General features: G+C 32.0%; 22 protein-coding genes. 17 read left to right on the top strand and 5 right to left on the bottom strand.

All coding sequences use genetic code 11. The annotated features are described in order from the left end of the window. Window positions 1-37 precede the first annotated feature (37 nt). Both ACVC08_RS07960 and ACVC08_RS07955 read left to right on the top strand, forming a co-directional pair. Complete coding sequence (locus ACVC08_RS07960; protein ID WP_452601644.1) at window positions 38-760, top strand: SDR family NAD(P)-dependent oxidoreductase; 723 nt, start codon at window positions 38-40, stop codon at window positions 758-760. Window positions 761-834: 74 nt separating this feature from the next. Then, window positions 835-1,221, top strand: a complete 387-nt coding sequence (locus ACVC08_RS07955) for a pyrophosphohydrolase domain-containing protein (RefSeq protein ID WP_452601643.1) — start codon at window positions 835-837, stop codon at window positions 1,219-1,221. 90 nt (window positions 1,222-1,311) lie between these two features. Here the strand turns inward: ACVC08_RS07955 and ACVC08_RS07950 are convergent, their stop codons facing one another. Then, a complete protein-coding gene (locus tag ACVC08_RS07950; protein WP_452601642.1) occupies window positions 1,312-2,367 on the bottom strand; it encodes a branched-chain amino acid aminotransferase in 1,056 nt (351 codons plus the stop codon). Between the two features lie 117 nt (window positions 2,368-2,484). Here ACVC08_RS07950 and ACVC08_RS07945 point away from each other — a divergent pair, with 117 nt between their 5' ends. From ACVC08_RS07945 to ACVC08_RS07935, 3 genes are all read left to right on the top strand, one after another. After that, entirely contained in the window at window positions 2,485-3,000 is a 516-nt protein-coding gene (locus ACVC08_RS07945) for a DUF4920 domain-containing protein (RefSeq protein ID WP_452601641.1), read from the top strand. A 1-nt stretch (window position 3,001) separates the two neighbouring features. Further along, window positions 3,002-3,685, top strand: a complete 684-nt coding sequence (gene mnmD / locus ACVC08_RS07940; RefSeq protein ID WP_452601640.1) for a tRNA (5-methylaminomethyl-2-thiouridine)(34)-methyltransferase MnmD — start codon at window positions 3,002-3,004, stop codon at window positions 3,683-3,685. Window positions 3,686-3,753: 68 nt separating this feature from the next. Beyond that, window positions 3,754-4,656: a TIGR01777 family oxidoreductase gene (locus ACVC08_RS07935; RefSeq protein WP_452601639.1), complete on the top strand. Its 903-nt coding sequence runs from the start codon at window positions 3,754-3,756 to the stop codon at window positions 4,654-4,656. A 78-nt stretch (window positions 4,657-4,734) separates the two neighbouring features. Here the strand turns inward: ACVC08_RS07935 and ACVC08_RS07930 are convergent, their stop codons facing one another. Beyond that, window positions 4,735-5,382, bottom strand: coding sequence for a YceI family protein (locus ACVC08_RS07930; protein WP_452601638.1), 648 nt, complete (start codon window positions 5,380-5,382; stop codon window positions 4,735-4,737). 161 nt (window positions 5,383-5,543) lie between these two features. Here ACVC08_RS07930 and ACVC08_RS07925 point away from each other — a divergent pair, with 161 nt between their 5' ends. The 12 genes from ACVC08_RS07925 (at window position 5,544) to ACVC08_RS07870 (ending at window position 17,088) form a co-directional block, all read left to right on the top strand. Further along, window positions 5,544-6,089 (top strand): nucleotide exchange factor GrpE, encoded by a 546-nt coding sequence (locus tag ACVC08_RS07925; RefSeq protein ID WP_452600029.1) that lies wholly within the window; start codon window positions 5,544-5,546, stop codon window positions 6,087-6,089. Between the two features lie 10 nt (window positions 6,090-6,099). Continuing rightward, window positions 6,100-7,215, top strand: coding sequence for a molecular chaperone DnaJ (gene dnaJ, locus ACVC08_RS07920; RefSeq protein ID WP_452601637.1), 1,116 nt, complete (start codon window positions 6,100-6,102; stop codon window positions 7,213-7,215). 332 nt (window positions 7,216-7,547) lie between these two features. Further along, window positions 7,548-8,474, top strand: coding sequence for an ABC transporter ATP-binding protein (locus ACVC08_RS07915; protein WP_452601636.1), 927 nt, complete (start codon window positions 7,548-7,550; stop codon window positions 8,472-8,474). A 5-nt stretch (window positions 8,475-8,479) separates the two neighbouring features. Continuing rightward, a complete protein-coding gene (locus ACVC08_RS07910; protein WP_452601635.1) occupies window positions 8,480-9,796 on the top strand; it encodes an ABC transporter permease in 1,317 nt (438 codons plus the stop codon). A gap of 12 nt (window positions 9,797-9,808) precedes the next feature. Further along, window positions 9,809-10,645: a mechanosensitive ion channel family protein gene (locus ACVC08_RS07905; RefSeq protein WP_452601634.1), complete on the top strand. Its 837-nt coding sequence runs from the start codon at window positions 9,809-9,811 to the stop codon at window positions 10,643-10,645. A gap of 3 nt (window positions 10,646-10,648) precedes the next feature. Then, the gene (locus tag ACVC08_RS07900) at window positions 10,649-11,542 is read left to right on the top strand and encodes a DUF6268 family outer membrane beta-barrel protein (RefSeq protein ID WP_452598499.1); all 894 of its coding nucleotides are present in this window, start codon (window positions 10,649-10,651) and stop codon (window positions 11,540-11,542) included. After that, window positions 11,542-12,705, top strand: a complete 1,164-nt coding sequence (locus ACVC08_RS07895) for a sigma-54-dependent transcriptional regulator (RefSeq protein ID WP_452598500.1) — start codon at window positions 11,542-11,544, stop codon at window positions 12,703-12,705. Before ACVC08_RS07900 ends, ACVC08_RS07895 begins: the two co-directional genes overlap by 1 nt. A gap of 145 nt (window positions 12,706-12,850) precedes the next feature. Next, window positions 12,851-13,729 carry a PPK2 family polyphosphate kinase gene (locus ACVC08_RS07890; RefSeq protein WP_452598501.1) on the top strand — a complete coding sequence of 293 codons (879 nt, stop codon included), beginning with the start codon at window positions 12,851-12,853 and terminating at the stop codon, window positions 13,727-13,729. A gap of 52 nt (window positions 13,730-13,781) precedes the next feature. Beyond that, window positions 13,782-15,185 carry a M20/M25/M40 family metallo-hydrolase gene (locus ACVC08_RS07885; RefSeq protein ID WP_452601633.1) on the top strand — a complete coding sequence of 468 codons (1,404 nt, stop codon included), beginning with the start codon at window positions 13,782-13,784 and terminating at the stop codon, window positions 15,183-15,185. Window positions 15,186-15,339: 154 nt separating this feature from the next. Beyond that, complete coding sequence (locus ACVC08_RS07880) at window positions 15,340-16,644, top strand: DEAD/DEAH box helicase (RefSeq protein WP_452601632.1); 1,305 nt, start codon at window positions 15,340-15,342, stop codon at window positions 16,642-16,644. 1 nt (window position 16,645) lies between these two features. Then, on the top strand, window positions 16,646-16,855 hold the full coding sequence (locus ACVC08_RS07875; RefSeq protein ID WP_452601631.1) for a DUF6500 family protein: 210 nt from the start codon (window positions 16,646-16,648) through the stop codon (window positions 16,853-16,855). Window positions 16,856-16,857: 2 nt separating this feature from the next. Beyond that, window positions 16,858-17,088, top strand: coding sequence for a VF530 family protein (locus tag ACVC08_RS07870; RefSeq protein WP_452598505.1), 231 nt, complete (start codon window positions 16,858-16,860; stop codon window positions 17,086-17,088). Window positions 17,089-17,094: 6 nt separating this feature from the next. Here ACVC08_RS07870 and ACVC08_RS07865 read toward each other — a convergent pair whose 3' ends face one another. Genes ACVC08_RS07865 through ACVC08_RS07855 form a run of 3 tightly spaced genes read right to left on the bottom strand, consistent with a single transcriptional unit; the run spans window position 17,095 to window position 18,794 of the window. Then, a complete protein-coding gene (locus tag ACVC08_RS07865; RefSeq protein WP_452598506.1) occupies window positions 17,095-17,322 on the bottom strand; it encodes a DUF6576 domain-containing protein in 228 nt (75 codons plus the stop codon). Window positions 17,323-17,340: 18 nt separating this feature from the next. After that, window positions 17,341-18,078, bottom strand: a complete 738-nt coding sequence (locus ACVC08_RS07860) for a class I SAM-dependent methyltransferase (protein WP_452601630.1) — start codon at window positions 18,076-18,078, stop codon at window positions 17,341-17,343. After that, window positions 18,078-18,794, bottom strand: coding sequence for a glycosyltransferase family 2 protein (locus tag ACVC08_RS07855; RefSeq protein ID WP_452601629.1), 717 nt, complete (start codon window positions 18,792-18,794; stop codon window positions 18,078-18,080). The genes ACVC08_RS07860 and ACVC08_RS07855 overlap by 1 nt, the downstream gene beginning before the upstream one ends. Window positions 18,795-18,818 lie beyond the last annotated feature (24 nt).

Raw genomic sequence — 18,818 nt, 5'->3', positions numbered from 1 at the left:
TGTGCTAAATTTTTAGCGCCACAAAAATAAGTATAATATGCCTAATGCCATAATTTTTGGAGCCACATCTGGAATAGGAAAACAATTAATACAGTACCTTGTAAAAGAGGGCTATACAATAGCTATTACAGGACGCAGACAAGAGTTGTTAGAGCAAATAAAAAAGGAACATCCTAATAGTATTTCAATATATAAGCATGATGTGCAAGACATAAATGCTTCGTTTGAGGTATTTAATACCATTGTTTCAAGGTTAAAAAACATAGATTTAGTAATACATAGCTCGGGAGTGGGTTACGAAAACCCAGAGCTTGAATGGGAAAAAGAACAAGATACTATACAAACTAATGTATTAGGAGCAACCAGAATTTACGATTTAGCCTTTAATTTATTTAAAACACAAGGCTATGGGCATTTAGCAGCCATATCATCAATAGCTTCTTTACGAGGTAATCGAGAATCACCAGCTTATTTTGCATCAAAAGCCTATCAAGTTAATTATTTAGAGTCTTTATATTTAAAAACCAAAGAAATAAAAGGAGGGAAGGTATATATTACAGACATTCGTCCAGGATTTGTAGATACTAAAATGGCATTGGGAGATGGTATTTTCTGGATGGCATCATTACCAAAAGCAACACGTCAAATCTATAAAGCCATTAAACGAAAAAAACGACGTGTTTATATTTCTAAACGTTGGATCTTAATAGCATGGGTTTTAAAAATCGTCCCGTCTTGGTTAATTAAAAAAGTAATGTAAATTTGGGGTTTAGAGAATATTAAGAAGACTAACCTTATAAAATATGAGATTCCCGTTTTTACGGGAAATATATTATGAAAAATAAAATAGAAGCAGTAAAAGCATTTCATACCGCCTTTAAAATTGGCCATAGAGAAACACCAAAAGCAGATTTAGGGAGCGATAAAAACACGCTACGTTTTAACTTAATGAAAGAAGAAAACGAAGAGTATTATGAAGCAGCCAATAATAACGATTTAGTAGAAGTTGCAGATGCCTTAGGAGATATGTTATATATATTGTGTGGTACTATTATAGAACACGGCATGCAACATAAAATAGAAGAAGTATTTAACGAAATACAACGCAGTAATATGAGTAAATTGGGAGACGATGGCGAGCCTATTTACAGAGACGATGGCAAAGTGTTAAAAGGCCCTAATTACTTTAAACCCAATATTGCAGGAATTTTAGAAGAGTAACAAAAACAAAAAAGCAACCAATTAGGTTGCTTTTTTAATATATGTATATTTGCTAACTGCTAACTGCTAACTGCTAACTGCTATGCTAACTTATACTTTGTATCTCCATCCATGAGGATCTTCGGCAGTATTATACTGTATAGCGTTTAATTTTGATTTAAACATAGAAGCATAAGTGCCTTCTAATTTAGGTAACTCATGTTTAAAATCTTGATGCTTAAACCCTAAAATAGGATTGATAACAGCAGCAGTACCAGAACCAAAAATTTCTTTTAAACTCCCATTTTTAGCAGCCTCTTTAAGCTCACTAACTTTAATAGGTCTAACCTCTACAGGAATTCCGTTGTCTTTAGCCAATTGTATAACACTTTTACGAGTAATACCATCTAAAATTCTATCACTAGTAGGAGCCGTAACTAAGGTGTCATTAATTCTAAAAAACACATTCATCGTACCAGCTTCTTCTAAATACTCATGCGTACTAGAGTCGGTCCAAATAATTTGTTGGTAACCTTCATCATTTGCCAATGCAGTTGGGTAAAACTGAGCCGCATAATTACCAGCAGCTTTAGCATAACCAACACCACCACTAGAAGCACGACTAAATTTTTCAGCAATTTTAACACGAACCTCACCTGCATAATACGATTGCGCTGGAGATAGTATAATCATAAACTTATACTCAGCCGCAGGCGATGCAGAAATAGCAGGTTCTGTAGCAATAACAAAAGGTCTAATATACATAGAGCTTCCTTCTGTGTTTTTAATCCATTGGTCGTCTAACTTTAATAAAGAAGTTAAACCATCAAAAAAGAGGTCTTTAGGAAAAGCAGGCATAGCTAACCTAGAAGACGATATGTTAATACGCTCTAAATTATCTTCAGGTCTAAATAACCAAACATCATTTTGTTGGTCTTTATACGCTTTCATACCTTCAAAAACAGCTTGTCCGTAATGGAATACTCTAGCCGAAGGATCTATAGATAAGGGACCATAAGGCATGATTTTTGGCGTTTGCCATTCACCATTTTTATACTCGCATGAAAACATGTGGTCGGTAAAAACCTTTCCGAAATTTAAATTGTTAAAATCTACGCTGTTAATTTTAGAGTTTTCAGCTTTTACAATGTCTATTTTAGTATCCATTTGATTAGTTTCTTTTTCAGGGTGCAAAAGTACAGAATTAAGACCGATTAAATGCTAAATTAAGCTTAAAATACTATCTTTGTTTATATAATTCACCAACTAATAAAAAATAAAACAATGAAAAAATACGTCGTATTACTTGTAATAATTATTGGACTATTATCATGTAAGAATGAAGAGAAGAAAGAAGAAGTAAAAGCAAAAGCAGAAATAGAGACTGTAAAAAATGTAGAGTACAAATCTTTTGGAAAAGAAATTATAGCAGATGATGCAGTTGCAGCAAAATCAATGATACAACATTATGAAGGATTAAAAGTAGGAGACAGTTTAGATACTAAAATGGTAGCGAAAGTAGAGGAAGTATGTAAAAAGAAAGGCTGCTGGATGAAATTAAACTTAGATAATGGAGAGCAAGTAATGGTTAAGTTTAAAGATTATGGATTTTTCATGCCAAAAGATATAGCAGGAAAAGAAGTTATAGTTAATGGAAAAGCCTTTGTAGAAGAAGTATCGGTAGATGAGCAACGCCACTATGCAGAAGATGGAGGAGAAAGTAAAGAAGCTATAGCAGCCATTACAGAGCCAAAACGTACGTATTCTTTTGAGGCCGATGGAGTGCTATTAAAACAATAGTTTGAAACGCGAAATAATAACAACGCAGGATGGCTCTAAAACCATTCAAATTACAGAATGGAATGAGCAATACCATTCCAAACATGGTGCAATACAAGAAGCCAATTATGTCTATTTAAGTAAAGGACTTCAGTATTATGTTGAAGAAACAAAACAAGAAAGCATTCAAAATGTATCAATCTTAGAAATAGGATTTGGTACAGGATTGAATGCTTTTTTAACATTGTTACAAGCAAAAGCTTTAAATATAAATGTAACATACGTTGGTGTCGAGGCTTACCCTATTGCTCCAGAAGAATTGGAAGCATTAAACTATATAGAAGCCTTACAAGCACAAGCACATACCGAAACATTTAAAACACTACATTCTTGTGATTGGGGAACAGAACATCAAATCTCAAAACAGTTTAAGTTAAAAAAGGAGCAAAAATTGTTTTCTGAAATAACACATATAAACAGTTTTGATATTATTTATTACGATGCCTTTGGACCAAGAGTACAACCAGACTTATGGACAGAGCAAATTTTTGAAATAATGTATAAAGCATTAAAATCTAAAGGCGTTTTGGTAACTTATTGTGCACAAGGCAATGCTCGAAGAGCTATGATTAGTGTTGGGTTTACAGTAGAAAAATTACAAGGGCCACCAGGAAAACGACACATGCTTCGTGCAGTAAAACAGTAATAATGTTAAAGCTTACTTAAACCACTTGAGAAGCGGTTTACTATTTTGTAAATTTAAATAAAAAAGAAATGCGTGTTTTAATAACAGGAGCAACAGGTTTAATAGGAAAGGAGATTGTAGAAAAATGCCACAATAAAGGTATTGCAGTTAACTATTTAACAACCAATAAAAGTAAAATCTCTAAAAAAGAGAATTATAAAGGATTTTATTGGAATATAGAAACAAATACTATTGATGTAGACTGTATAAAGGATGTAGATGTTATTATCCATTTGGTAGGAGCCAGTATTTCTAAACGTTGGACAGACAAACAGCGGAAAGCCATTTTAGATAGTAGAATAAAAACAACAGCACTATTACACAATACACTTAAAAATAACGAACACAGTATTTCGCACATAATATCTGCAAGTGCTATAGGGTATTACCCAGACTCTTTAACAAAGTATTATACAGAACAAGATAAAGACGTAAATACTTCTTTTTTAGGAGAAATAGTACAAAAATGGGAAGCAGCGGTAGATGATTTTAAAACGTTAAATATTGCAATTGCTAAAATACGAATAGGTATTGTATTTTCTAGTAAAGGAGGAGCATTTCCTCAGTTATCTAAGCCTATAAAATATGGTGTTGGAGCAGCTATGGGAACAGGAAAACAATGGATGTCTTGGATACATATAGCAGATTTAGCCAACATATTCATGCATGTTTTAGAGCATAAATTAGAAGGCGTGTATAATGCAGTAGCACCTAACCCTTCAACCAATATGGAAGTAACCAAAGCTATAGCAAAACAAGTAAAACGCCCATTGTTGCTTCCAAACATACCAAGATTTATAATGGCATTAGTGTTGGGAGATATGCATGCTATTTTATTTCAAAGTCAAAGAGTAAGTTCTCAAAAAATTGAAGAGAATGGCTTTAATTTTAAATATTATACATTAAATACCGCTTTAAGCGAGTTGCTCTAGTAAAGTAAAAGAAGTACTTAAATAAAAACGCCATATTTAATTATAAATATGGCGTTTTAAATTGTAGTGAAAATGCAATTAAGCTTTCTTAGCCTTAACAGATATTTTAATTTCTATATCATCCTTAATCATATAATCTCCAAGCTCTGCAGGATCCATAAACTTACCAGAGTTATGTTTTATATCCCATTCTGTTCTATCTATAGTAAAAGTATCACTAGTAATAGAAAGGTCATCACCCATAACAGCTACCTTAGCATTAAAAGTTACATTCTTTTTAATTCCTTTTAAAGTTAAATTACCACTTATTTTATTACCAACAACAGATGTTATTTCAAAAGTAGCATTAGGGAACGCTTCAGCATTAAAAAAATCAGGGCTTAATAAATGCTTAACTAATTTAGCATTACCTTCATTTTCGGTAGGAATATCTGTGTTTTTTAGAGTATTTATATCAAAAATAAAAGTACCACCCACTAATGTTTCTCCCTTTAATTTCGCTTTTCCTTTAGAAACGTTAATTGTTCCCTCATGTCCACCTACAACTTTATTTGCTTTCCATGAAATCATAGATTCTTCAGGAATTGCATTGTAGCTAGATTCGCTAACCACTACTTTTACTTCTTTAGCTTCCTGTGTTTCTGCTTTTTTTACATCGTCCTTACATCCATTTGCAGCAATAGTTATAGCAACTAAAACAAGACTATTTAATACGCATTTTTTCATGTTATATTTATATTTAGGTTAAGAATTTCAAAAATAAAGAATTTCAATAATTAAATAGGGGTAAAAAAACTTTAAAAATTATGTGTGACATTTTGACATTTTTATAATATTGGCAGTACTTTTGCCAACATTTAAATGTATTTAAAATTATAAGATACAAAATGAGCAAAGCAAAAGATAATAAGGAAAACATAGTAGAAGAACAAGTTGACGCTACACAAACAGAAACAACAGAAGCTACAGAAACAGTAGAAATGACCGCCGAAGAAAAGCTAAAAGAAGAATTAGGACAGGAAAAAGATAAGTTTTTACGGTTATTTGCTGAGTTTGAAAACTATAAGAAAAGAACGTCTAAAGAACGTGTAGAATTATTTCAAACGGCAAGTAAAGATGTCATGGTGTCTTTATTACCCATTTTAGATGATTTTGACAGAGCATATTCTGAGATTTCTAAAACTAAAGAAAAAGAACTTTTAAAAGGTGTTGAATTAATAAGTCAAAAACTTAAAACAACATTAACTCAAAAAGGACTTTCGGAAATGGAAGTAAAAGCAGGAGATGTTTTTGATGCAGATTTTCATCAAGCTGTAACCCAAATCCCTGCACCAAGCGAGGACTTAAAAGGTAAAATTGTAGATGTTATAGAAAAAGGATACAAATTAGGAGAAACGGTAATACGTTTCCCAAAAGTAGTTACAGGTCAATAAGGCAGACAAGATGGCAAAGAAAGATTTTTACGAAATATTGGGGCTAAGCAAGAATGCTACAGCGGCAGAAATAAAGAAAGCTTACCGAAAAAAAGCAATAGAATTTCATCCAGATAAAAACCCAGATGATAAAAGTGCAGAAGGTAAGTTTAAAGAAGCTGCAGAAGCTTATGAAGTATTGAGGGATCCAGATAAAAAAGCACGATACGACCAATTTGGACACCAAGCTTTTGAGAATGGAGGCGGTGGTTTCGGCGGAGGCGGAATGAATATGGATGACATATTTAGCCAATTCGGTGATATTTTTGGAGGCGGCTTTGGAGGCTTCGGCGGAGGAAGCCGAGGTGGCGGAGTTAGAAGAGTAAAAGGAAGTAACCTACGTATTCGTGTAAAATTAACATTAGAAGAAATTGCTAATGGTATAGAGAAAAAAATAAAAGTAAAACGTAAAGTTCAAGCCGAAGGTACAACTTACAGAACATGTTCTAGTTGTAATGGTTCTGGGCAAGTAACACGAGTTACTAATACTATTTTAGGAAGAATGCAAACAGCAACCACTTGTACAACATGCGGTGGAGCTGGGCAAACTATAGATAAAAAAACATCTAACGCAGATGCGCAAGGATTTATAACTAAAGAAGAAACCATTGCAGTAAAAATACCGGCAGGAGTAGTAGATGGTATGCAACTTAAAGTCTCTGGTAAAGGAAACGAAGCACCAGGAAATGGTGTCTCTGGAGATTTATTAGTAGCAATAGAAGAAGAAGCACACCCAACATTACAAAGAGAAGGCGATAATTTACATTACGATTTATATGTAAGCATATCTGATGCCGTTTTAGGAGGCTCTAAAGAAATTGATACCGTTACAGGAAAAGTACGTATTAAAATAGAAGCAGGGATGCAGTCTGGTAAAATATTACGCTTACGCGGAAAAGGAATTCCAAGTATTAATGGTTACGGAAAAGGAGACCTATTAGTCCATGTTAATGTTTGGACACCAAAAACCTTAAGTAAATCTCAAAAAGAATTTTTTGAGAGCATGAGAGAAGATGAACATTTTGCGCCAAAACCAGAACGTTCAGATAAATCATTTTTTGAAAAAGTAAAAGACATGTTTTCATAGAAAACACTCTAATAAAGACCAAAATCCCGCTTTTTAGCGGGATTTTTTGCAATAAATAGAAGTTATTTAGGGTCATTTTATGATTGTCTCATAAAAAAGAGTATATTTGATTTATCGCTAATGAAAGTTAGCGGTAATTTTTCTTTTTCATAGCAATTTTTTCCCATCCTTAGTTTACTAAGGGTGGGTTTTGTTTTTTTATCTATTGTTAAAATAAATGCAAAGAGAGAAAGTTCTACACATTACATTTTTTATATTTACACGATTTTCACTATTATATTACTTTACCTAAAATTACTTAAGGTAAAAGAAAATAATTCTAATAATAAACTATGAGCAATCTGTTAGAAACACATTTGGTTTCTAAAAAATTCGGAGATTTTACAGCACTAAATAATGCGTCTATAACTGTGCCAGAAGGTAGTGTTTTTGGACTCTTAGGGCCCAATGGAGCTGGTAAAACAACACTAATACGTATAATAAATCAAATTACAATGCCAGATACAGGGCATGTATTATTAGATGGGAAACCATTGCAACCTCACCATGTAAAAGATATAGGATATTTACCAGAAGAAAGAGGATTGTATAAATCAATGAAAGTAGGAGAGCAAGCCTTGTATTTAGCGCAATTAAAAGGCATGCAAAAGGCAGAAGCAAAAAGACGATTATTACAATGGTTTGAGCGTTTGGAAATAGGAGACTGGTGGAATAAAAAAATACAAGAACTCTCTAAAGGAATGGCTCAAAAAATACAATTTGTAGTTACTGTATTACATGAACCTAAACTACTTATTTTCGATGAACCATTTTCAGGATTCGATCCTATTAACGCCAATATTATTAAAGATGAAATATTAAGATTAAAAAATGAAGGTGCTACAGTTATTTTTTCTACACACAGAATGGAATCTGTTGAGGAGTTATGCGATCATATAGCATTAATACATAAGTCTAATAAAATCTTAGAAGGAAAATTAACAGATATAAAAAAACAATATAAAACTAATACTTACGAGGTAGGACTTAATACAAATAATCATCAAGTAGTAGAGCAAGCTTTATCTGAAAAATTTATAGTTTCTCCTGCAGATTTTAGAACCATAGGAGACGAACTAAAATTAAATATAAAACTATCAGAAACAGAATCGGCTAACGATTTATTGCAATATTTAACAACACAAGGGCAAGTATCTCATTTTGTAGAATTAATACCAAGTGTAAACGATATTTTTATTCAAACAATAAAGGATAATTAAAGACTATGAATCATTTACCACTTATTATAAAACGAGAATATTTAACAAAAGTTAAAAATAAATCGTTTGTTATTATGACATTTTTAAGCCCGTTAATTATGATAGGGCTTGTACTTTTAGTTAGTTATTTGTTTCAATTAAATAATAATAAAGTTAGAACCATTTCAATTTTAGATGAGTCAGGACAAGTTAAAGCATTTTTTAAGGACAGTAAAAAAACAAAATATCATATATTAGATGATAATATTACTTTAGAAAATGCTAAAAAAATCTCATCAGAAAGCGAGTATTACGGTTTATTGCATGTCGATAATTTTTCAAATTTAGATAGTCTTTCTCAGCATATAAGTTTTTATTCAGAAGACTCACCATCATTAACCTTAATGTTCGATTTAGAGTCTAAAATAGAAAAAGAACTTACCAATATTAAAATGCGTAATCAAGGCATAGATATTAATAAAATAGAGAATTCTAAAATAAGTATAAATATAAACCAAGAAAGTTTTAGTGGAGAAAAAACATCAAAAATAGATGGTTATACTAAAATAGCGTTTGGTGTTGCAACAGGTTATTTACTTTTTATGTTTATAATTATTTACGGGAACATGATTATGCGGTCTGTAATAGAAGAAAAAACAAGTAGAATAATTGAAGTTATTATTTCCTCTGTAAAACCAGTACAATTAATGCTAGGAAAAATAATAGGAACCTCTTTAGCCGGAATTACTCAGTTTACTATCTGGATTATTGTAGGAGGTGTTTTAATAATAGTGCTTCCCTTAATACTAGGTATAGATATGTCGCAGATGCAATCGCCTCAACAGCAATTAATGCAACAAGCCATTACAAACCCCAATAGCGGTTTAGAAATGCAAAATATATTATTAGCTATAAGAAGTTTACCTTTAGCAAATTTGGCATTAGCTTTTATATTATTCTTTGTAAGTGGTTACTTATTATATAGCTCATTGTATGCAGCCATTGGTGCGGCAGTAGATAACGAAACAGATACACAGCAATTTATACTGCCAATAATAATGCCTTTAGTAATAGCAGTATATGTAGGTGGTTTTACAGTAATAGAAGACCCGCACGGTACAGTATCTACTATATTTTCTTTTATACCATTTACATCACCAGTAGTTATGTTAATGCGTATTCCGTTTGGAGTTCCAATTTGGCAACAAGTAGTATCTTTAGTAATACTAATAGGTACATTTACATTTACAGTATGGCTGGCAGCAAAAATATATAGAGTAGGTATTTTAATGTATGGTAAAAAGCCGAGTTATAAGGAATTAATAAAATGGATTAAATATTAATAAAATTAGGCAATGTTAGAGAAAATAAAATCGTTTTTAGCTTACAGTTTTGAGCCAACTAAAGATATTAAAATAACAATTTCTGCTATATTAATACTATTAACAACACTAGTAATAACGCATTTTATATTACGATTTATTAGGCAAATAGCCAGTAGAAAACTTAATGAATACGATAGAAATCGCTTTAAAACAGTATTTACTTTCGTAAAATATATTATCTTTTCTATTGTAATAATAGGTACTCTAGATGCATCAGGAGTAGAAGTTACTACACTGTTAGCAGCATCCACAGCTTTTTTTGTAGCTCTAGGGCTAGGAATGCAAAAACTAGTACAAGATGTCATTTCAGGAATTTTTATTTTAGTAGATAGAACGATTACTGTTAACGACATTATAGAAGTGAGTGGTAAAGTAGGAAAAGTAACTAAAATTAGCCTTATAACCACCAAAGCCATTACTAACGATAATAAAATATTAATTATCCCTAATCATAAATTTTTAAATGAAGTAGTTTATAATTGGACTCAAAATAGCGATATAACACGAGAGTATGTAGATATAGGTGTTGCTTATGGCACAGATATTGAATTACTAAAGACGTTATTATTAAATATTGCAGACGAAGATAATCGTATTTTAAAAGAGCCTACTCCTGGGTTATTATTTTTAGAATTTGGAGATAACGCATTACAGTTTAGATTGCATTTTCATGTACAAGATAGTTTTGCAGTACCATTATTAAAAAGTGATTTAAGATATAAAATATATAACGAGTTTAAAGACAATGCTATTAATATTCCGTTTCCGCAACGTGATATTCATATAATATCTAACCCAGAAAAGTAATCTATGAAAGAAAATACCAAAAGAGTTTTTAAAATAAGTGCTTTAGTTGTATGCTGCCTTATAATGAATACAATACAAGCACAATTAACCGATTTGGCTAGATTAGAGTATTCTTTTATTCCCAAAAGCAATTCTGAAGATGAGTATACTAGATTTAGAGGAAGTTTTAATATTCCGCTACAAACTTCCGAAGATTGCTATTTTATAGTAGGAGCAGAATATAATCGTATTATCTTAGAGTTAGAAGATCAATACCCCTTTTCTACATCGGCATTAAGGCGCGTACATGTAGCAGACTTAAATTTGGCTTATACATTTAAAACAAGCGAAAATTGGAGATTAGGGCTTCGTTTTTCGCCACGTATAGCCTCTACATTAACAGGAAGCTTAAGTATGGACGATGTATTCTTTAATGGAGGTGTTTTTGCTATTAACGATAAAAGAAAAGATACAACACTTAAAAGACCATACCGTTTAATTTTAGGATTAACATATAATAGTACAACAGGACTTCCTTTTCCTTTACCCTTTATAAGTTATTTTAGGCAAGTAAATGAGAAATGGTCATTTAACTTAGGAATCCCAAAAATAAATCTAAAATATTACGTTAACGAGAAGAATAGCATACAAAGTTTCTTCTCTATAGATGGCTATTATGCGCACATACAAGATAGAATTACTATAAACGGTAAAGAAGCGCAACATGTTTCTTTATCTGCAATTGTTGGAGGATTAGGTTATGAATATGCCTTTACAAAACATTTAGTAGCATACGCATACACAGGTTATACTTTAAGGTTAACAAATATAATACGAGATAATAATCGCGATAAATTATTTAACTTAGACAATGTGAATGCGTTTTATTTAAGAACAGGACTAAAATTTAAAATATAATGTCAAAAATATTAGTAATAGAAGATGAAGCTGCGATAAGAAGAGTATTAGTAAAAATACTTTCTGAAGAGAGCGATAAATACCAAGTAGACCAAGCAGAAGACGGTTTAGCAGGAATAGATAAAATAAAGAAAGAAGATTTCGATTTAATACTATGCGATATTAAAATGCCAAAAATGGATGGTGTTGAAGTATTAGAAGCAGTAAAGAAGATAAAACCAGAAATTCCAATTGTAATGATTTCTGGACACGGAGACTTGGATACAGCCGTAAATACCATGAGGTTAGGGGCTTTCGATTATATATCTAAACCGCCAGATTTAAACCGATTATTAAATACGGTACGCAATGCTTTAGATAGAAAAGAGCTAGTAGTAGAAAATAAAAAATTAAAGAAAAAGGTTAGCAAAAAGTATGAAATGATTGGAGAAAGCGATGCCATTTCTCAAATTAAAGATATTATAGATAAAGTCGCGCCAACAGATGCAAGAGTATTAATTACTGGCCCAAATGGAACAGGTAAAGAGTTAGTAGCACATTGGTTGCATGAAAAAAGCGACCGCTCTAAAGGCACAATGATAGAAGTAAACTGTGCCGCAATACCTAGCGAATTAATAGAAAGTGAGTTGTTTGGGCACGTAAAAGGAGCATTCACCAGTGCGGCAAAAGACAGAGCAGGAAAATTTGAAGCAGCAAATGGCGGTACCATTTTTTTAGATGAAATTGGAGATATGAGTCTATCTGCACAAGCTAAAGTATTAAGAGCCTTACAAGAAAGCAGAATTCAGCGTGTAGGAAGCGATAAAGATATAAAAGTAGATGTACGTGTTATAGCGGCAACAAACAAAGACTTAAAAAAAGAAATAGCCGATGGTAAATTTAGAGAAGATCTATACCACAGACTAGCAGTTATATTAGTAAAAGTACCAGCGCTTAACGATAGAAGAGAAGATATACCATTATTAGTAAAACATTTTTCTAAAAAAATAGCAGGAGAACAAGGTACAATACAAAAATCATTTTCAGATAAAGCCATTAAGTTATTACAAGAATATGATTGGACAGGAAATATTAGAGAACTTCGTAACGTAATAGAACGTTTAATTATTTTAGGGGGCAATGAAGTAAGCGAGCAAGATGTAAAACTATTTGCATCTAAATAACAATAAAAACCAGCTACATAGCTGGTTTTTTTTATGAATTTATTTAGCTAAATATCGTTTTGTAAATTAAGATTATTATTGTGTAATACAGAACTATAATACATAAAAAATGAATTTGTATATTTAGCATTATAACAAAACAATAATGAAAGAAATAGAAATAAAAGACTTTAAAATAACCTCTAAGATTACTATTGCTAAACAAGCTACCAAATATAATCTTGACGTTGAAGAAGAAGATGTAGAAAAAGAATTAAAGCGTGTACGAAAAAAGCTAGGAAAACTACAAGATACCATGTATGCACACGGTAAATACGCAGTTTTAGTATGCTTACAAGGTATGGATACCTCTGGAAAAGATAGTTTAATAAGAGAAGTATTTAAAGATTTTAATGCAAGAGGAGTAGAAGTACAAAGCTTTAAAGTACCAACAGAATTAGAGCTAAAACACGATTACCTATGGCGTCACTATTTAAAACTACCCGCAAGAGGTAAATTTGGTGTACATAACCGTACCCATTATGAAAACGTGTTAGTGACAAGAGTGCATCCATATTATATTCTTGGAGAAAATATACCAACAGTAACATCGGTAGATGATGTAAATGACACCTTTTGGGATAAGCGATTCGAACAAATAAATAATTTTGAAAAACATATAGCAGACAACGGCACTATTATATTTAAGTTCTTCATGAACCTATCAAAAGAAGAACAAAAAAACAGATTATTACGACGCCTAGAAAAGAAAGAAAAGAACTGGAAATTTTCAGCAGGAGATTTAAAAGAACGAAAACTATGGGATAAATATCAAGATTGTTACGAAGATGCTATAAATAGAACCTCTAAAGCACATGCACCATGGTATAACATTCCAGCAGACGATAAGCCAACCGCTCGTTACATAGTAGCAAAAATACTGTACGATACCTTAAAAGAATATGCAGATATAAAAGAGCCTGAGTTGGACGACGAAACAAAAGCTAATTTAGAGTTGTATAAACAAGAATTAAATAATGAGTAATGTTTCATAATTACTAAAATAATTATCCGTAAAAACATCAAAATATAACGTAATGAAAAAACTAATACTACTAGGAACATTGTTGTGTTCATTTGCTATCCATTCGCAAACAGACGAAGAAGTAGTAAAAAAAATATATAAAACATCATTAACCAATGGTAAAAGTTACGAGTGGTTAGATCATTTGTCTAATAAAATAGGAGGCAGACTGTCTGGATCATTAAATGCAGAACGTGCTGTAAAATGGGGGAAAGCAGAATTAGAAAAATTAGGTTTAGATAGAGTATGGTTACAACCCGTAATGGTTCCTAAATGGGTAAGAGGAGCAAAAGAATATGCTTATTTCGAAACAGCTTCTGGCCAAACAACAACAGTTAATATATGTGCATTGGGAGGTTCAATCGCAACAAAACCATTAGGAGTAAAAGCAAGTATAGTAGAAGTTCAAAACTTTGAAGAACTTAAAGCATTAGGAAGAAAAAATATAGAAGGTAAAATAGTGTTCTTTAACAGGCCAATGCAGGAAGATTTAATAGAAACCTTTAATGCTTATGGAGGATGTGTAAACCAACGTTATGCAGGAGCAATGGAAGCAGGTAAATATGGTGCAGCTGGTGTAATAGTACGTTCTATGAATTTACGACTAGACGATTTTCCACATACAGGAAGCATGAGCTATGGAGATTTACCAAATAATCAACGTATACCATCGGCAGCCATAAGTACCAATGATGCAGAAAAACTATCTAGTATGATAAAACTAGACAAAGACCTTAAATTCTACTTCAAACAAAACTGTAAACAATTAGACGATGTACTCTCATATAATGTTGTGGGAGAAATTACAGGAAGTGAATTTCCAAAAGAGTACATGGTTGTTGGAGGGCATTTAGACTCATGGGATTTAGGAGATGGCTCACACGATGATGGAGCAGGAGTAGTACAGTCTATGGATGTATTACGCTTATTAAAAGAATCTGGAATAAAACCAAAACGAAGTATTCGCGTTGTGTTATTTATGAATGAAGAAAATGGATTACGAGGCGGAAATAAATATGCAGAAGAAGCTAAAAAAAATAACGAAAAGCATGTTTTCGCATTAGAAAGTGATGCAGGAGGGTTTACACCAAGAGGCTTTAGTTTCGATTGTAGTGATGCTAATTTTAACCAAGTATTAAGCTGGAAACCATTATTTAAACCCTATTTAATACATTACTTCGAAAAAGGAGGAAGCGGAGCAGATGTTGGCCCATTAAAAAGCGATAGTAATGTTTTGGCAGGATTACGCCCAGATTCGCAACGCTATTTCGATCATCATCATGCTAGTAATGATACGTTTGATGCGGTAAATAAACGAGAGTTAGAATTAGGAGCAGCAACCATGACAGCACTAGTATATTTATTCGATAAGTATGGGGCAAACCCAATGCCAGTTGATAAAAAAATTAAGGATTAATATCTCTAAAATATAAAAAAATCTATAAGGCTTCTCATTGATATGGGAAGCCTTTTTTATAAACATAAGTTTTAACGAATAAATTAGATGTATCTTTGGCTTTTAATAAAAAATGACACTAAACACATAGATTGTCATTTACCAAACAATTTATATGTCATTTAAAGCATTAGGTTTATCTGAAGCCATACTAAAAGCAATTAGTAAAAAAGGATACGATACGCCATCCCCAATACAAGCAAAAGCCATTCCACCAGTTTTAGAAGGAAAAGATGTATTAGCATCTGCCCAAACAGGAACAGGAAAAACAGCAGGTTTTACTTTACCATTATTGCACCTTTTATCTCAAGGGCAGACCTTAAGAAAACGACCAGTAAGAGCATTAATTTTAACACCAACGCGAGAATTAGCAGCGCAAGTATATGCTAATGTAAAAGAATATAGTGAATTTTTAGAGTTACGTTCTGCTGTTATTTTTGGAGGAGTTAACCAGAAACCACAAATAGCAAATTTACGCAATGGTGTAGACGTTTTAGTGGCTACTCCAGGTCGTTTACTCGATTTACATGGACAAGGTGTGTTATCTTTATCTAAGGTAGAAATATTTGTTTTGGACGAAGCCGATCGTATGTTAGATATGGGGTTTTTAAGAGACATAGAACGGGTTATAAAACTAATGCCAGAACGTAGACAAAATTTAATGTTCTCTGCAACGTTTTCAAAAGACATAAAAAAGTTAGCACATGGTATTTTACAGCACCCAGTACAAGTAGAAGCCCAACCAGAAAACTCTACAGTAGATGCTATAAACCAAAAAGTGTACAGAGTAGCAAAAGGTAAAAAAACAGGACTGGCAATTAAACTAATTTCTGAAGGAGACTGGAAACAAGTACTTGTATTTACAAGAACAAAACACGGTGCCAATAAATTATGCAAAAAAATGATAAGTGCTGGTATAACAGCAGCTGCTATACATGGTAATAAAAGTCAAGGCGCAAGAACAAAAGCTTTAGCTGGTTTTAAAAATGGAAGCGTTCGTGTTTTAGTTGCTACAGATATTGCAGCAAGAGGCTTAGATATTCCGTTATTACCACATGTAATTAATTTTGAGATTCCTAATATCTCTGAAGATTATGTACACCGTATTGGTAGAACAGGACGAGCAGGAGCTAAAGGAGAAGCTATATCTTTAGTGAGCGCAGATGAAACATCGTATTTAAAAGCCATTCAAAAATTAGTGGGAATAAAAATTCCAGCAGAAGTTATTGAAGGTTTTGAGCCAGATCCTAATGCTTCAACAGAACCTATTAAACAAGGACAAGGAAGGCAAAAGCAACAACGACGTTCTAAACCTAAACAGTCTAATGCAGAAGGCTCAAATAGAACGAGTAGAACTAAGAATAATAGGTCTAGAAAACCAAGACGCAATAATAGAAGAACTAAAAATAACAAAGACTAGAGTGACACCAATATTAAAGGAAAAAATAATTGCAGTTTGTAATAAAAAAATAGCACAGAAAGGTCATAATGTAGGCGTGTCATTTTATGCCTTTTTCTCTAATAAAAATGATAATCCAGAACTTTTAATGGAAGCAGCTACATGGTGGATTATGACCCACAAATTAGATCATTTTGAAAAGGCTATAAAAATAAAACAATTAGTAAGCTAATTATGGAAACGCAGCCTAATAATCTTTTACATGGTATAAAGCTAGCGCAAATAGTAACAGAATTGCAGGAGCATTATGGATGGGAATATCTAGGATACACCATAAATATAAGATGCTTTACACATGACCCATCTGTAAAGTCAAGTTTAAAGTTTTTGCGACGGACACCATGGGCTAGAACAAAAGTGGAAAATTTGTATTTAAAGATGCTAAAAAATAAAAACAGAGACTAGAAGGTTTTATTTAGAAAGTTCATCTAGGCGTGCTTTCTCTTTTTTAGACAAACTATTAATACCTTTTTTATTTATTTTCTCTAACAATTTATTTAGCTCTTTTTCGTTTTTTACACGCTTTTCATTGTATTTGTCATCTATAGTTAAATGTTTCTTTTTAGGAGAAACAGGTGTTTTTTTTGTTAAAAAATAAACAAAAACAGCAATGAGTAGTATAACAAGTATAATAGCCATATTCTAATTAATTTTTTTCTATTTTCTACCTACAATTATAGTTGATAATCCAGCTTTATTTAAAATAACTTTATCTATTATTTTAAAGATAGGGACTAAAATGTTGTATAATTTCATTTGATTTCCTGGTATTGTCTCTCGTTTTAACAAGTTACCAGTTACATACCAGCCAAAAATCCCCATAAAGTTAAAGTACTGCTTATGTATAACTTTAAAGTTGGTTTTAGAAAAAACACGAGATAATGTAGATTTCGTATATCTACGATAATGCCCTAATTCTTTATCGAAGGTATTGAAAAGTTTTTTATAAGAAGGTACTAAAATTATGACTTGTCCATTTTGTTTTAATAGCTTATAACAATTATTTAAAGCCAAGGTGTCATCATAAATATGTTCTACAACATTTAATGCAAAAACAGTGTCGTATTGATTAAAGTAGTTGTTAAATTTAGTATCGAAATCTGGATCTGTTAAGTTAATTATTTCAGTCCCTAAAAAACAAGGGCTATGTTTAAATTTTGTTTCTAATTTAGAGCAGTAGCCCTCTCTTATATCTGTAAGTAATATTTCGAATTTATCTTTAATAAAAAAGTGAGAGATATTACCTAAACCACTGCCAATTTCTAAAACTTTACCCTTACAGAATGGTTTAATAGTTTCATACATCCATTTATTAAACTTGTCAGCATCAGCAATTACGTTTAATGTGCTTTCTCCTATAACATCATTCTCTTCAAATTTTATTTGAGTAGGCATTAGGCAAAGAGATTATATTTTAAAATACAATAAATGGCTCTAAAACCATCTTTCCATCCTATTTTTTTTCCTTCTTTATATGTTCTTCCATAATATGAAATACCAACTTCATAAATCCGGATATCTTTTATTTTCGAGATTTTTGCAGTAACCTCTGGTTCAAACCCAAATCGATTTTCCTTTAAAGTCAAACTTTTAATATGTTCTGCTTTAAAAAGTTTATAACAAGTTTCCATATCTGTAAGGTTAATTCCTGTAAGAATATTAGAGAGTGTTGTTAAAAATTTATTCCCAATAGTATGCATAAAAAAGAGAACGCGATGCGGGTTTGCTCCTACAAAACGAGAACCATATACAACATCTGCAAACCCTCTTTCTATAGGCTTTAAAAGTAAATTATATTCTTCAGGATCATACTCTAAATCGGCATCTTGTATAACAATATAATCGCCAGAAGCTTTAGCTATCCCTGTATGTAAAGCTGCTCCTTTTCCTTTGTTTTTTTCATGATTATACAACGATATGGGCATGTTAGGGTGCGCTGTTTGGTATTTTAAAATAGCTGCCTTTGTATTATCGGTAGAGTAATCGTTTACAATAACTATCTCTTTCCTAATGTCGTTAATTAATTGAACGTCTTGTATTGCATTTAATATTAAATGTATAGTATCTTGTTCATTATAAACTGGTATTATTATGGAGAGTGTTTTGGACATTGTCTATTTTTAAAACGAAGCGAA

This window comes from Pontimicrobium sp. MEBiC06410 (genome assembly GCF_053601615.1).
Note: the sequence above shows the minus strand (reverse complement) of the source record. Positions and strands in the feature narration are given on the sequence as shown.

What these genes read in the sequence shown, in the direction of transcription:
- ACVC08_RS07960 (WP_452601644.1), top strand. Translation starts at nt 38, where the DNA reads ATGCCTAATGCCATAATTTTTGGAGCCACATCTGGAATAGGAAAACAA.
- ACVC08_RS07955 (WP_452601643.1), top strand. Translation starts at nt 835, where the DNA reads ATGAAAAATAAAATAGAAGCAGTAAAAGCATTTCATACCGCCTTTAAA.
- ACVC08_RS07950 (WP_452601642.1), bottom strand. Translation starts at nt 2,367, where the DNA reads ATGGATACTAAAATAGACATTGTAAAAGCTGAAAACTCTAAAATTAAC.
- ACVC08_RS07945 (WP_452601641.1), top strand. Translation starts at nt 2,485, where the DNA reads ATGAAAAAATACGTCGTATTACTTGTAATAATTATTGGACTATTATCA.
- ACVC08_RS07935 (WP_452601639.1), top strand. Translation starts at nt 3,754, where the DNA reads ATGCGTGTTTTAATAACAGGAGCAACAGGTTTAATAGGAAAGGAGATT.
- ACVC08_RS07930 (WP_452601638.1), bottom strand. Translation starts at nt 5,382, where the DNA reads ATGAAAAAATGCGTATTAAATAGTCTTGTTTTAGTTGCTATAACTATT.
- ACVC08_RS07925 (WP_452600029.1), top strand. Translation starts at nt 5,544, where the DNA reads ATGAGCAAAGCAAAAGATAATAAGGAAAACATAGTAGAAGAACAAGTT.
- dnaJ (WP_452601637.1), top strand. Translation starts at nt 6,100, where the DNA reads ATGGCAAAGAAAGATTTTTACGAAATATTGGGGCTAAGCAAGAATGCT.
- ACVC08_RS07915 (WP_452601636.1), top strand. Translation starts at nt 7,548, where the DNA reads ATGAGCAATCTGTTAGAAACACATTTGGTTTCTAAAAAATTCGGAGAT.
- ACVC08_RS07910 (WP_452601635.1), top strand. Translation starts at nt 8,480, where the DNA reads ATGAATCATTTACCACTTATTATAAAACGAGAATATTTAACAAAAGTT.
- ACVC08_RS07905 (WP_452601634.1), top strand. Translation starts at nt 9,809, where the DNA reads ATGTTAGAGAAAATAAAATCGTTTTTAGCTTACAGTTTTGAGCCAACT.
- ACVC08_RS07900 (WP_452598499.1), top strand. Translation starts at nt 10,649, where the DNA reads ATGAAAGAAAATACCAAAAGAGTTTTTAAAATAAGTGCTTTAGTTGTA.
- ACVC08_RS07895 (WP_452598500.1), top strand. Translation starts at nt 11,542, where the DNA reads ATGTCAAAAATATTAGTAATAGAAGATGAAGCTGCGATAAGAAGAGTA.
- ACVC08_RS07890 (WP_452598501.1), top strand. Translation starts at nt 12,851, where the DNA reads ATGAAAGAAATAGAAATAAAAGACTTTAAAATAACCTCTAAGATTACT.
- ACVC08_RS07885 (WP_452601633.1), top strand. Translation starts at nt 13,782, where the DNA reads ATGAAAAAACTAATACTACTAGGAACATTGTTGTGTTCATTTGCTATC.
- ACVC08_RS07880 (WP_452601632.1), top strand. Translation starts at nt 15,340, where the DNA reads ATGTCATTTAAAGCATTAGGTTTATCTGAAGCCATACTAAAAGCAATT.
- ACVC08_RS07870 (WP_452598505.1), top strand. Translation starts at nt 16,858, where the DNA reads ATGGAAACGCAGCCTAATAATCTTTTACATGGTATAAAGCTAGCGCAA.
- ACVC08_RS07865 (WP_452598506.1), bottom strand. Translation starts at nt 17,322, where the DNA reads ATGGCTATTATACTTGTTATACTACTCATTGCTGTTTTTGTTTATTTT.
- ACVC08_RS07860 (WP_452601630.1), bottom strand. Translation starts at nt 18,078, where the DNA reads ATGCCTACTCAAATAAAATTTGAAGAGAATGATGTTATAGGAGAAAGC.
- ACVC08_RS07855 (WP_452601629.1), bottom strand. Translation starts at nt 18,794, where the DNA reads ATGTCCAAAACACTCTCCATAATAATACCAGTTTATAATGAACAAGAT.